The following is a 13,582-nucleotide window of genomic DNA, read 5'->3' as shown; positions in this document are numbered from 1 at the left end:
ACTACACCGATTCGAGTCCCGGCTGAACGCTGCTGATGTATGCAAAGTGCTTCGCACGGAGAGACTTGGCCCCGCATCCCGCTCTCGTCAGGCGCGCAACGAGTAGCACACCTTCAGCTTGGACCAGATTCTCAAGCGGAGCTAGTGTGTCGAGTCTTCAATTCGCTATAGAAGTATGCTGTGTGCATGGCACAGATGGGGCGGCCGACGGTTGAAGTTGTCCTGACGGATGAGGAGCGGCAGGTTCTGCTGCGGTGGGCGCGTCGGCCCACGTCGTCGCAGGCTCTGGCGCTGCGGTGCCGGATGGTGCTGGCGTGTGCCGATGGTGCGTCGAATACCAGGGTGGGGGCGGAGCTTGGGGTTCATCCGACCACGGTGGCGAAGTGGCGAAAGCGGTTCGTGATCGACAGGTTGGAGGGTTTGGTCGACGAGCCTCGCCCGGGTGCTCCGCGCACCGTTGGTGACGACCGGGTCGAGGATGTGATCGTCAGGACGTTGGAGAGCACGCCGCAGGGTGCCACGCACTGGTCGACGCGGTCGATGGCCCAGGCTACGGGCCTGTCGCAGTCGACCGTCTCCCGGATCTGGCGGACATTCGGCCTCAAGCCGCACATGGTGGAGACGTTCAAACTGTCCAACGACCCGCAGTTCATTGACAAGGTTCGTGACATCGTCGGCCTCTACCTGGCCCCACCCGAGCACGCCCTGGTGCTGTGTGTCGACGAGAAGTCCCAGATCCAGGCACTGGACCGGTCCGCCCCGGTGTTACCGATGATGCCGGGCATGCCCGAGCGGCGCACCCACGACTACCTGCGCGGTGGAACCACCACCCTGTTCGCCGCTCTCAACGTTGCCACCGGCGAAGTGATCGGGCAGTTGCACCGCCGCCACCGGGCCGCGGAGTTCAAGAAGTTCCTCACCCGCATCGACAAAGAGGTGCCGGCCGGCCTGGACGTCCACCTGATCTGCGACAACTACGCCACACACAAGACGCCGGCGATACAGCGGTGGCTGGTGGCACACCCCCGTTTCCACATGCACTTCACTCCCACCTACTCCTCCTGGCTCAACCAGGTAGAGCGGTGGTTCGCGCTCCTGACCGACCAGCAGATACGCCGCGGCGCCCACAAGAACGTCCAGAACCTCGAGCATGACATTCGCAGCTGGATCAAGCTGTGGAACGAGCAACCACGGCCATTCACCTGGACCAAAACCGCCGACGAGGTCCTCGAACGCCTCGCCACCTATTTGCAGCGGATTGAAGACTCGACACACTAGGTGGTAGTTGACAGAAAGTCGGGCCCGGAGTGATGATCCATCCACTTTCCTGTCGCAGGTAAGGCATCGCACGACGATACCTCGCAACTGGACAGCGTCGTCCGGTTGACTTCGGCATCCCTCCCCGTACCACGAGTCCGACACGAGAGATGGCCTTCCATGATCTGCTCCGTCGTGAACCACAGTGAAAACACCGCGGGTTCATGAGTCTCGACACCACCCCTGAGCTGTTGCCATCCTCCCGGTTATCGGTCCGACGCGGACATCGCCAGCTGCTGGCCGCCTCCGTCGGCAACCTTGCCGAGTGGTACGACTGGCTCGCCTACGCCTTCCTTTCCGCCTACTTCGCCGATCGGATCTTCCCGCCCAACGCTGACCCGGTGGTCCCGGCACTCGGTTCCTTCGCGGTCTTCGCGGTGGGCTTTGCCGCGCGTCCGATCGGTGGACTCCTGCTCGGTGTCCTTGCCGACAGGCGCGGCCGCCGCACGGCGATGGCGGTGACCATCACCCTGATGGGTGTCGGCCAGCTCGCGATGGCTCTGCTTCCCACGTACGAGCAGATCGGCATGCTGTCGCCGGTCCTTCTCGTGCTGATCAGGCTCGCGCAAGGGCTCTCCGTGGGGGGCGAGTCCACGGTGTCTGCCGTCTTCGTTGTCGAGTCCGCCCCCGTCGGCAGGCGCGGGCTCTATTCGAGTATCGGCTATGTGAGTGGCAACCTCGGACAGCTCTTGGCCTCGGGTGTCGCCGCCTTGCTGTCCTGGCAGTTGACCTCGGGGCAAATGCACTCGTGGGGCTGGCGCCTGGCTTTCGGACTCGGCGCCGTCGCTTGTCTGGCGGGCCTTTGGATACGGCACGGAACACAGGAGACGTACCTGCCCGGCGTGCAACCGGCCGCTCGGTCCAAGCCTTTTGACTTCTTGCGCGGCAATCCTCGTGAATCGGCACTGGTCATCGGTATGACGCTCGGTGCAACAGTCACGTTCTATACCTGGACCACCTTTCTGCCCACCTATGCGCGGCTTGCCGTCGGCTTCGACCCCGACGCTGCACTGGCGGTCAGTACCATCGCACTGGTCTTCTTCACCATGCTGCAGCCGCTGGCAGGCATGCTGTCGGACCGAGTGGGCCGCAAACCGCTGCTGATCGTGTCTGGCGCCGGGTTCACCGTGCTGACCGTTCCGTTGCTGGGGCTGCTGCGGGACTCCTTCTGGAGCCTGCTCTTGATCTCGTGTGCTGGCATGCTTCTGCTCACCGGGTACACGGCGGTGAGCGGAGCAGTCATGGTCGAACTGTTCCCGGCCCGCGTACGTACGGCGGGCATCGGCCTGCCGTATGCCGGCACCGTCGCCGCCTTCGGTGGGACCGCCCCGTACCTGGCCACCACCCTGCTCGACAAGGGGCACGCCGACTGGTTCGGTTGGTACGTGTCCGGCCTTGCTCTGATTTCCACCCTCGTATACGCGGGCATGCGCGAGACCAAGGGAGCCAAGATCATGTGACGCCAGGGTGTGCGATTACCCTGAGTGATGATCTTGACACAACTGTGACCCATGTTTGACTATCTGTCTTGGATCGAAGGCCATGAGCTGGTAGACGGCAAGCCGTTGTGAGTCTCATGGAAGGGCTGACGCCGGTTTGTGGCGTAATGCGCGCGGAAGTTCTTCGCGTAATCACTCATGCAGGCAACCCGCTCGGTCGATGATGTCTGCAACCTTGGGGGAGGAGCACAGTGAACAGGTCCACCGTTGAAGCAAGTTCCGGGGCGGGTGTTACACGTACGGGGCGCCATCAAGCCTCCAGGCGATCCCCGCATCTCACGGTGGCCCGGCTGTCTGAGCAGGAAATGATTGAAGCCGAGGTGTGCAATCCCTTTGACCGGACCGCCGGCCATCAGAGGCTCTTCCGCGAGGCCGCTGCACTGGCCGATCAAAGGTGGCGTGAGTTACGGCTGGCGCCTCTGTCGAACCCCGCTGGAAACGGCAGTAGCGCGAACGCACCATGGGTGAAGGCCCGCGTACTTCTGGCAGGAGGGCATGCGATCGCCCATGCCGGACTACGCAGCATGCTCGACGGCGCGCGCGGTGAGGGGCTTCAAGTGGTGGGTGCGGTACGGGACCACCGGCACGCGCTGACGGAAGCGGGGCGATACCGGCCCGACGTGATCCTTCTCGGCGCCACCGATGACTTCCGCAAGGACCTTTCCATGGCCGGGAGCCTGCGCCGGGCCAGAGGTACTACTGATGCCCGCATCATCCTCCTGCGGCAGGCCGAGAACGTCGCCCAGGTGAGCCGAATGCTCAAGGCTGGGGTGAGCGGAGCCTTCCCTCTCGACCAGGACACCAGTTGCATCATCCGGGCCATCTCGGTCGTCGTCGCCGGTGGATCGATCTTTCTGCCGGCGCCTCTGGGGGATGAGCACGACACCTCCGAGGCCGTCGAAGTGCAGGAACCGGTTGTGGACGATGTCGGCCTGACCGATCGTGAGCGCGATGTGCTGTCGATGCTGGCACGTGGCCTGTCCAATGCGGAGATCGGGCGTGAACTCTCCCTCTCTGTCGCCACGGTGAAGAAACATCTGACACAGGCCATGCGCAAGATCTGCCAGCCCGACCGGCTTCGAGCGGCGCTCTACGCCCATCGCCAGGGCCTGGGCTGACATACGGGGTCCGTCTGGCCGGAACCTTCGGAAGAACCGACTGAGCAGTGGTACGTCATGCGGGGTGCCCCTCCGTGGGCACCCCGCCCTTCAGTGCTGCCATCAGGGAACCTTAAGGAGTACCGGCGATCCCCGAAGGGAGCGGTAGCCCTCCTTGCGGCTCCGGGTGCCCGCATCCCCCGTGGACGTTCGGTCTGTCGGCACGTCCGGCCGTGGCCGGATCCGGTTCCTCCTCGGTCGACCTCCGCCGATCCGGTAGGTCCGTCCTCGTGGCTGTTGGGAGCGTGGCGGGGCCTCCGAAGGTCCCCATCATCCGAGACGAAGGGAGCTTCTGGGGACAAGGCGTGGTTTCTAGCGTGGCCTCAGGCCGACTGCCCGAAGTCGGCCCGTAACTCAGAAGAGGGAGAAGTTGATGAGTGCAGCGGCCAAAGGGGCGATGGCTGTGGGCCCGGCCCCCGGCCTCGCAGCACCTCTGTCCGTCGACTCCGGCAGTGGGACCCGCGCCATGGCCGGGGAAGGTGAGGGGCGAGCCACTTTCCTGCGTTGCGCTTCCGGCTCGGCCATCGTCGCGATGACGGACGCCGAGCGCGCGGCACTATGGCGGCAGCGGTTGCACGAGGCTGAAGCCGGACTGACCCGGCTTCTGGTGGCCCGCGGAGCAGGTGTCGATCTCAAGACATGGTTCGGACTCCAAGCGGAGGTGTTCGCGGACCTGCCCCCGTCGTCCACGGACGAGCCGGCCGAATGGCAGCGGATCTTCTTCCGGGGCCAGGCGCTGATGGAGCGGTTCCTGGTTTCCCGGTACGGCGAGGACGTCCTCGCCGATTGGGCTGCCTCCAACGCCGAGGTCCACCGCACGGTCGAGCCTGACCGCGATGGTGGCGCCGCGGACCCAATTCGGCGAATCACACGCCAGGCCGAACTGTACGGCTCGGAATACGAACTTGACGTGCCTCAGGATCCCGAGCTCGCCGCTACTGCCTCCGTGACCATCACCCACTGCGCGATATGGGACTACCGGGAGAAGGCCAGGAGCAGCGGAGTGCGCCTCACGCTCGCCTCGCCCTGCACGTACTGCACCAAGTCCATGTCGGCCAACGTCCGAGCCAAGGGCTACCAGGTCTCCTACCAGTTGCATCAGGACGGCAGCGGACATGGATGCCACTGGCGGGCTACCGCCCCGGACACCGCTCAGGAGGCGTGATGTGCGGCATCGCCGGCTGGCTCGACTGGGAGCGGGACCTACGCGCCGAGCGGCACACAGTGCGTGCCATGACGGACACACTGGCCTGCCGGGGACCCGATGACGGCGGCACCTGGTTTTCCGCCCGTGCCGCACTCGGACACCGCAGGCTCGCCGTGATCGACCTGGATGGCGGCGTCCAGCCGCTGACCGACGCCGGTCACGAACAGGACCCGCACGTGGTCCTTTCCTACAACGGGGAACTGTACAACTACCGGGAGTTGCGTGCCGAACTCCAGGCCCTGGGCCATCGCTTCCGCACGGACTCGGACACCGAGGTTGTCCTGCGAGCCCACCTCCAGTGGGGCGTGGCGGCGCCACACCGGCTGAACGGCATCTACGCCTACGCAATATGGGACACCCGCGACGAGGAACTGCTGCTGGTGCGTGATCGACTGGGTGTCAAACCACTCTATTACCACGTACACGCGAGCGGTCTGCTCTTCGGCTCCGAGCCCAAGGCGATTCTGGCCCACCCGAGATTCCGCGCCGAGCTCGACGCGGAAGGCATCGCGGAGCTCTTCGCCCTGCCCGCGGCGCCCACGGCTGGGCATGGTCTGTTCCGTGGGATGCATGAAGTGCGGCCTGGTCATTTTCTCAGGGTCACCCGCGGAGCCACCCGCGAGGTGCGCTACTGGCAGTTGCACTCCGCAGCACACACCGACGATGCCGCAACCACTACCGCACGGGTGCGGGAATTGCTGGCGGACACGGTGGAGCGCCAACTGCTCAGCGACGTACCGCTGTGCACGCTGCTGTCCGGGGGCGTCGACTCAAGCGCCATCACTGCCCTCGCGGCCCTGGCGCGAGAGCGGGACGGCCATGACAAGATCGACACCTTCTCCGTGGACTTCCCCGACAGCGCCACCGCCTTACGCCCCGACAACTGGCGTACCACACATGACGCGCCGTACGTCCAGGCTGTCGTTGACCACATCGGTAGTCGGCACTCCCGCGTCGTCGTCCCCGACGACGACCTGCTGGACGCCAGAGACGTAGTTCTGCGCGCCCGTGACCGCCCCGGCTGGGGTGAAATGGACGCGTCCTTGTACCTGCTGTTCCGCGAGGTCCGACGCCATTCGACGGTCGCGCTCTCCGGCGAGGCGGCCGACGAGGTCTTCGGCGGCTACCCGTACTTCCATGCGACGGAAGCCGTTGCCGCCGCCACCTTTCCCTGGTTGCACGGCCGCGAGACGCCTGCTGCGCTGTTGCGCCCTGAGGTCTTGGCCGAGGTACGGCCGGACGAGTACACCGCCCAGCAGTACCGCGACTCGCTGGCCGAGGTGCCGGAACTCCCTGGTGAGGAGGGTAGCCAACGACGCCTGCGCCAGGTCGGCTACCTCGCACTCACGCGCTGGCTGCCACCGCTGCTCGACCGCGTCGACCGCGTCAGCATGGCGGTCGGTCTGGAGGTGCGGGTGCCGTTCTGCGACCACCGCTTGGTGGAGTACGCATGGAACATCCCATGGGAACTGAAGTCGCTCGGTGGAACACCCAAGGGGGTACTACGCGAGGCCGTGCGGGACCTGCTCCCGCCCCAGGTGGTGGATCGGCCCAAGAGCGGCTATCCCTCCACACCGGCCGTCCGGTACACCGAGGTGCTCACTTCCCGGATGCACGAACTGCTTGCCGACCCTGCTGCTCCGGTCTTCGACCTGGTCGACCGGGACGTGGTACTTGATGCCGTCCGGCACGGGCGACCGCTGCCGAGCCCTCGCACCGCCCCCAACCCTGTTGGCGGCCTGGACCACCTCCTTCAGGTCGACGAATGGCTGCGTGCCTACAAAGTGAGTCTGCGGTGACGGCACAGGCTGATCGGCCGTGGGCGATCCGTGGCGAGGCCGTCCGGCAGGCCGCCCGCGCTTGCGCAACGGGCGTGGCCATACTCACCACGAAGTCGGGGGACGAGCTTTTCGCCAAGACCGTCTCCTCGTTCGTCACGCTGTCGATGGATCCGCCCCTGATCAGCGTCGCCGTGACGAAGCACAGTCCGTTGGTCCAGGCCGTCAGTGACTCCGGCCGACTCGCCGTCAGCGTGCTGCGTGTCGGCCAGGAGCACCTCTCGCAGCGTTTCGCCACCCCGGGGGCGGGCCACGCCAGCGGGGCCTTCACCGGGGTACGGACCCGCATTGAAGCCACGGGAGCGCCCGTGCTCGACGAATGCCTGAGCTGGTTCGACTGCACGCTGTACAACGTGCTGCCGGGAGGCGACCACAGCATCCTCATTGGCCTGCCCGTCGCCGTCGCCAGCTCGGAGGGCGAGCCGCTTCTCTACCACGAAGGCGACTACCACGCCTTGACCCCTCTTACCGTCCCGTCAGCCCCGTGCCCGGATCGGGCGCCCACGGCACCTGGAGTGCGCACATGAGTGAACCGACCACCACCGATACGATCAGCGGAAACCTGGGGGTGCAGACCGGCGACAGCTATCGCGCCAGTCTGGACGACGGGCGCGAACTCTATCTGGACGGCAAGCGCATCACAGACCCGGCGTCCCATCCGGCGTTCAAGCCTTCTGTGAATGAGCTGGCCCGGCTTTTCGATCTCCAAAAAGACCCCGAGCATGCTCCTTTGATGACATGGAAGGACCCCCAAAGCGGTCTCACATTGGCCCGCGCCTACCAGCCGACACACACGCTGGACGATCTGCGGACGCAACGCCGTAACGCGGAGCTCTGGCTGCGGGAGAGCATGGGCCAGCACGGCCGTTCCCCGGCGTTCATGGCGAGCATTGCCCTGGGCCTTTACGACTTCCGGCACCAACTGGAACAGAGCCGGGCGGGCTTCGGCGCCAACGCCGAGGCATGGTACCGCCACTGCGCGACCAACGATCTAGTCCTTACACATGCACTGGGTGATCCGCAGATTGACCGGTCCGCGGACCCTGTGGACGACCCCGACCTCGCCCTGCGCGTCGTCGAGGAGAACGACAAGGGCATTGTGGTGCGCGGCGCAAAGCAGCTCACCACCCTGGCGCCCACCGCCCATGAGGTACTTGTCTACCTCTCTGCCTCCTTCACCCAGCGCCGTGGCGAGCAGTTCGTGGTCTGGTGCGCCCTGCCCCTCAACACGCCTGGCCTGATCACCCTGTGCCGTGAGCCGTTTGGGGCGGAACCGTGGGGACACGCCCACCCGCTCGCCGGCCGCTTCGACGAGCAGGACGCCATGTTGTTCTTCGACGACGTCCTCGTTCCCTGGAACCGCGTGTTCCTGCTGCGCGACGCTGCCTTGGCACGTACCGGACTCGCCCGGATCAACGCCTGGAGCGCGTATATCGGCCATATCCGCTATCGCGAGCGGCTGCGTACGCTTCTGGCCACGGCCACGATGCTCGCCGAGAGCATCGGAGTGGACGGATTCCGCAACGTCCAGGAAGAGCTCGGCAAACTGGCCACGTACGCAGAGATGACGGAGTACTTCATCGATGCCGCCGAGGCCCGGGCCACCGTCACCGACAGTGGCCTGCTGGCGCCCGGTGACACCGCCGCCAGCCGTGTGTGGTCCGCAGAAGTGGCCGCGACCGCCGTGGCCGTCGTACGGAATATCGGTTCGGCCGGTGTTCTCATGCAGCCCACCGAGAACGACCTCGGCAACGAGCGGCTCCGCCCGCTCCTCGACCGCTACATGCGGGGTAAGAACATGCCGGCGGACAAGAAGTCCCGGCTGTTCCGACTCGCATGGGACCTGACGGGCGACAGCTTCGGTCAACGCCAGGATCTCTACGAGTACGTGCACCGCGGCGACCTGGCCCGCAACCGGATCAACATCTTCAGGCGTCAGGACCAGACCGAGATCCGCAACCGCCTGGAACAACTGATTTCCGGACCGGCTGGGTCGACAACCATCGCACACACCCCGGAAGGCGAGCGTTCGTGACCAATTCCGCAGTGGAGATACAGGCCAGCACCCTCGCCGGGTACGCTGACGCGAGCAAGTTGCGCCAGGTCAACGACCAGGACTGGGTGCTCGACCAGGCGCCTGCCGAGCCGCACGTCCATGTCGACCTTGGCAGTGGCATCGGCCAGTTACTGGAAGCCACCCTGGAGCGCTTCCCGTCCCTGCAGAGGGCGGTGGGCCTGGAGCAGTCCAAGTACCGTCTACGCGAGGCGGCTGGCAGGCTGCAGCGCTTCGGTGACCGGGCGCGCCTGCGGCATGCCGACATGAGGTCGCCGGAACGGATGGACTTGTCTCCCGATCTGGTCACCATGACGTCGGTGCTCCACTGGCTCTACCCCGTCGAACAGCGGACCTTCACCTGGGTGGGGCAGCACATGACCCAAGGGGGAACATTTCTGCTCACCACATACCACCCTGCGCAGGACCAGCACGGCTTGGGCGGTGAGGATGAGATCGTGCGTGATGCACTCGTAGCGCTGGGTACGGGACGCGAGTTCGTGCCCCGGCTTTTCGCTGACCACGACGTCATGCCGATCGCCACGCGCACGCGCGACGCCGAGGGCCTGCGGAAACTCCTGGAGCGGGATCTACGGGTCGTCGCCACCATTGAACGGGACGCTGTCGTACAGGTTGGCAGCGCGGCGGAGTACGAGCACTTCCACGCCGCGACCTTCGGCGACTACTACAGTCGGCTGGTCGACCCCGGCCTGCGTGCGGCCTTCTTCCGGGCCGTGGGCGACGCCGCGTGGCGACGCCAGGAGGAAATCGGGCATGTGAGCAGCATGCCTGTCCGGCTGTGGAATGTGACCACCCGGGGCTGAGTCCCGCCGTGGCACACTCCAGCCGCCGAACGGCCCGGCCGCTCTCCCTTTGGGAGAACTGCCGGGTCATTCCGGTGCGGTCTATTATGGCTGGGGTTCTCCCGGCCCGCGTAAGGAGACACACATCATGTCAACTCCCACCGCAAGTCAAGAACTCGGTGCGTTTCTGCGGGCCCATCGCGCCTTGCTTAAGCCGGAGGACGTCGGCCTGCCACCCACTTCCCGCCGTCGGACTCCCGGGCTGCGTCGGGAGGAAGTCGCCTCCCTCTCCGGTGTGAGCATCGCTTGGTACACATGGCTGGAACAGGGCAGAGTCGCCGCCTCGCGACAGGTGTTGGAGTCCGTCGGGCGAGTGCTGCGGCTCGATGACGCCGAGTTGCGCCACGCGCTGCGGCTGGCCGGCTACTACGAGCCCGAGGCGAACGCGACCCGCGGGCCCGTGAACGGAGCGCTGCAGCCCGTGCTGGATTCCTGGCCGACCAGCCCGGCTGCCCTGCTCGACCACAACTTCGACCTGGTCGCGTGGAACGCGGCGTGGTCGGCCGTGCTGGGTGAGCCTTCGGCGGTGCCGGCCGACCGCCGCAACCTGATGTGGTTCATGGCTGCCGACAACCATCTGCGCGGGGTCCTGCGGGATGCCGACTGGGAGCCTCTCGCTATGAGCGTCTTCCAACACTTCCGAGCCCAAGCAGGTATGCACCCCTCCGATGAGCGCATCGCCGAGCTGTACAGCCGACTGGCGGCGGACGCACCCGAATTGAGCCACTGGTGGAACTGCTACTCGGTGGGGGAACTCACCACCCGCGTCATCACCGTAACCCCTGTTGACAGCGAGCCGATCCGTATTTCCTTGTCGTCCCTCCGCCCGGTGGACGACCCCGCGTCGTTGATCCTGCTTTTCACCCCGGCGAGCCCGGACGATGGCATGAGGGTTTCGGCTCTGGTGAACCGGCCCCTGCGATCCGTCGGCTTGGCACGGAAAGCGGGCTGAAGGCGCGACCGCGGGGGACGGTTGATCGCGCCTTCAGCCCTGTTCCAGGTGAAGGAGACTGATCGAGCCACGCAGGCGCGGGCTCAGGCCTCCTTCGGTGCACCGATCGGGTCGATGAGCGGTCCGCGGTCGGCGTCACGGCGTAGCTGGGTGCTGACCATCAGGCCACCGAGCGCCGCGATCAGTGCAAGGGCAACCCCGACCACCGCGGTCGCGAGGGACAGATCGGTGAAGAGACCGATCACCCACGCGCCCACGCCGGTACCGGCGTACATGGTCGAGGTGAGCCAGGCGCTGGAGGTCGCTCGCAGTTCTGGGGCAGCCGTACCGGCGAGCGTCTGCTGGTCGGTGACAAATCCACCACTGGCCACGAACCAGAGGGTGACGCCCACCAACGCGAGGACCAGACCGGGGCCCCAGACCGTCAGCGCGATGCCCAGGGCGAGTAGGAGGCCCCACACGGCCAGCATCGGAAGGTGCGTACGGCCCTGGGCCCTGGCCCGGTCGCCCAGACGGCCGCCGGCTGTCGAGCCCACGATGCTGCCGACGCCGACGAGGATGCCGACCAGGCCGAGCGCAGTCACGGACAGGTCGAAGCGCTTGGCGAGGACGGCACCCATGAAGGTGTAGGCGCCCAGGTTGGCGGCATTGAACGCGGTGTTGACCAGCAGCGACTTGCGCAGTGCGTGGTGTCTCCAGGCGGCGAACACCGCTCCGGCGCCCATGCCGCCGCCGGTCCGGGCCGCGCTGGCCGGAATCTGCTTGAGCAGCATCGGGACGACCAACAGTGTGCCGATGGCCATGGCCCAGAAGGCAGCCCGCCAGCCGACTGCGCCTGCCAGGAAGCTGCCCAGCGGCACGCCAAGCACCTGACCACACGAGAAGAACGCCATGCCGAGGCCCAGAGCGCGCCCGCGCGCGCTGTCCTCCGTGGTCTCCGAGATGTGCGCCCAGATCGCGGGGCCTGCGGTGGCGGCCGCGATGCCGGCCAGGGCCCGCGATACCACCAGCAGAGCCAGAACGTCGGACAGCGCGGCCGCGACGTTCGACAGTAGGAAGAGGACTGAACCCACCAGCAGCGCACGACGGCGTCCCACCCGGTCGCTCACCAGGCCCAGGAAGGGAGCGCACACCGCGTACACGAGTACGTACGCCGTCACACTGTACGCCGCCGCCTGTTCCGTGGTGGCCAGGCTACTGGCGATCGTCGGCAGCAGCGGGGACACCAAAAACGTTTCGGTGCCGAACAGAAACAACAGCAAGAACACTGAGGTGTAGAGACCCCAACGGAACCGCGCCGGGGCCGCGACCGGGGCGACTGGCGCGGAGGAAGGACTGTCCATGAGAGAAGCTGCCTTTCGAGCGAGAGGGTGCAGGAGATCCGGCTGCCGACTCGGCCACTTTGGCGATTCCCGCGCAGGCCAGCCAGCCAGGCGTTGGTCCTGTTAGTAGAAGTAATGGCATCAACACCTGGATGGTTCGGACCTCACGGAAGGTTGGATGCTGAACTCACCGCTCCCGTGGTCCCGATGTGGGCCGCGCGTACTGCTACCAGGAAAAGGACACCAGTCACCCGTGCCTTCAAGCGACCGCCCTCCGCTCGCGCAGCCCAACTGGGGTGTCACCCTGCCCCTTCCCGGCATCACGATCGGCCACCACCAGCACATCATCGAGCGGCTTCCAGACATCGGCTACTCCGATGTCTGGACAGCGGAGGGGGGTGGCACTGACGCCTTCACCCCGCTCGCGGCAGCAGCTGCCTGGTCCCCGTCCTTGCGCCTGGGTACCGGCATCGTCCCTGTCTTCACCCGAGGTCCCGCCGTGATCGCACAGACAGCGGCCACGCTGGCGCAACTCGCCCCCGGGCGCCTGTTGCTGGGGTTGGGCTCCTCGGTGCCCGCACATGTCAGCGACATCAACGGCATTCCGTTCGAAGAGCCTTTCAAACGCACACGTGATGTGCTGCGCTTCGTCACCCGCGCTCTCCGGGGTGAGTACATCGCCGGCGAATTCGACACCTTCTCCATAGCTGGCTACCACTTGCCGCACCCGCCCACCGAGCCGGTGAAGGTCATTTTGGGGGCGCTCCGTCCCAACATGCTGAGGCTTGCCTTCAACGAAGGGGACGGGGCCATCACCAACCTGCTTTTTCCTGAGGATGTGCCCAAGATCCTCGAGGCAATCGGGCCTCAGCCTGTGGGTAAGGAATTGGTTGTCAAGGTCTTCGTCTGCCCCACGGAGAACAGGGAACACGCGCGCAGCAACGCGCGTCCCTTCCTTGCCTGGATCCTTAACCGAGACCCCTACCGAAAGTTCCATGAGTGGCTGGGCAACGGGGAGTTGCTTCGTGAAGTGCACGAAGCGTGGGAGGCGGCGGACCCGGCGGGCTCCCAGAGGGCCCTTCCGGATGAGGTCGTCGACGGACTGTTCATCAGCGGCTCCCCGGAGGAATGCCGGGAGCAGATCATGCGCTATCACCTGCCCGGTGTGACCAGTATCCAGCTCTTTGTCTCACTGCCCCCTGAGGCCTTCTACAGCCAGGAAACCGTACTCGACATCCTCAGGAGACTGGGCCCCGACACGTGCTGAGAGCACGCGACGCTACCGAAGGAAGGCCATGTCACGTCTTATGTTCACCTCGGAGTCCGTGACCGAGGGTCACCCCGACAAGATCGCTGACCAGATCAGCGACACCA

General features: G+C 65.9%; 12 protein-coding genes. 11 read left to right on the top strand and 1 reads right to left on the bottom strand.

Annotated elements, in window-relative coordinates; translation table 11 throughout:
* Positions 1-186 precede the first annotated feature (186 nt).
* The 9 genes from ABD269_RS34825 (at position 187) to ABD269_RS34785 (ending at position 10,886) form a co-directional block, all read left to right on the top strand.
* The gene (locus ABD269_RS34825; RefSeq protein ID WP_344124583.1) at positions 187-1,278 is read left to right on the top strand and encodes an IS630 family transposase; all 1,092 of its coding nucleotides are present in this window, start codon (positions 187-189) and stop codon (positions 1,276-1,278) included.
* A 203-nt stretch (positions 1,279-1,481) separates the two neighbouring features.
* Positions 1,482-2,777: an MFS transporter gene (locus tag ABD269_RS34820; RefSeq protein ID WP_344124581.1), complete on the top strand. Its 1,296-nt coding sequence runs from the start codon at positions 1,482-1,484 to the stop codon at positions 2,775-2,777.
* A 320-nt stretch (positions 2,778-3,097) separates the two neighbouring features.
* Complete coding sequence (locus ABD269_RS34815) at positions 3,098-3,934, top strand: LuxR C-terminal-related transcriptional regulator (protein ID WP_344124580.1); 837 nt, start codon at positions 3,098-3,100, stop codon at positions 3,932-3,934.
* Between the two features lie 412 nt (positions 3,935-4,346).
* Complete coding sequence (locus ABD269_RS34810; protein WP_344124579.1) at positions 4,347-5,138, top strand: hypothetical protein; 792 nt, start codon at positions 4,347-4,349, stop codon at positions 5,136-5,138.
* Complete coding sequence (asnB, locus tag ABD269_RS34805) at positions 5,138-6,979, top strand: asparagine synthase (glutamine-hydrolyzing) (RefSeq protein WP_344124577.1); 1,842 nt, start codon at positions 5,138-5,140, stop codon at positions 6,977-6,979. The genes ABD269_RS34810 and asnB overlap by 1 nt, the downstream gene beginning before the upstream one ends.
* Positions 6,946-7,545 carry a flavin reductase family protein gene (locus ABD269_RS34800; RefSeq protein WP_344124575.1) on the top strand — a complete coding sequence of 200 codons (600 nt, stop codon included), beginning with the start codon at positions 6,946-6,948 and terminating at the stop codon, positions 7,543-7,545. Before asnB ends, ABD269_RS34800 begins: the two co-directional genes overlap by 34 nt.
* Complete coding sequence (locus ABD269_RS34795) at positions 7,542-9,053, top strand: 4-hydroxyphenylacetate 3-hydroxylase family protein (protein WP_344124573.1); 1,512 nt, start codon at positions 7,542-7,544, stop codon at positions 9,051-9,053. The genes ABD269_RS34800 and ABD269_RS34795 overlap by 4 nt, the downstream gene beginning before the upstream one ends.
* The gene (locus ABD269_RS34790) at positions 9,050-9,895 is read left to right on the top strand and encodes a class I SAM-dependent methyltransferase (protein WP_344124571.1); all 846 of its coding nucleotides are present in this window, start codon (positions 9,050-9,052) and stop codon (positions 9,893-9,895) included. The genes ABD269_RS34795 and ABD269_RS34790 overlap by 4 nt, the downstream gene beginning before the upstream one ends.
* A 127-nt stretch (positions 9,896-10,022) precedes the next feature.
* Positions 10,023-10,886 (top strand): helix-turn-helix transcriptional regulator, encoded by an 864-nt coding sequence (locus tag ABD269_RS34785; RefSeq protein WP_344124569.1) that lies wholly within the window; start codon positions 10,023-10,025, stop codon positions 10,884-10,886.
* 83 nt (positions 10,887-10,969) lie between these two features.
* Here the strand turns inward: ABD269_RS34785 and ABD269_RS34780 are convergent, their stop codons facing one another.
* The gene (locus tag ABD269_RS34780) at positions 10,970-12,148 is read right to left on the bottom strand and encodes an MFS transporter (RefSeq protein ID WP_344124567.1); all 1,179 of its coding nucleotides are present in this window, start codon (positions 12,146-12,148) and stop codon (positions 10,970-10,972) included.
* A gap of 313 nt (positions 12,149-12,461) precedes the next feature.
* Here ABD269_RS34780 and ABD269_RS34775 point away from each other — a divergent pair, with 313 nt between their 5' ends.
* Both ABD269_RS34775 and ABD269_RS34770 read left to right on the top strand, forming a co-directional pair.
* A complete protein-coding gene (locus ABD269_RS34775; RefSeq protein ID WP_344124564.1) occupies positions 12,462-13,475 on the top strand; it encodes an LLM class F420-dependent oxidoreductase in 1,014 nt (337 codons plus the stop codon).
* A 28-nt stretch (positions 13,476-13,503) separates the two neighbouring features.
* On the top strand, positions 13,504-13,582 hold a 79-nt coding region (locus ABD269_RS34770), incomplete at its 3' end, for an S-adenosylmethionine synthetase N-terminal domain-containing protein (RefSeq protein WP_344124626.1).

The organism is Streptomyces blastmyceticus (genome assembly GCF_039521185.1).
Lineage (GTDB): Bacteria > Actinomycetota > Actinomycetes > Streptomycetales > Streptomycetaceae > Streptomyces > Streptomyces blastmyceticus.
This window is presented reverse-complemented; position numbering and strand designations above follow the sequence as displayed.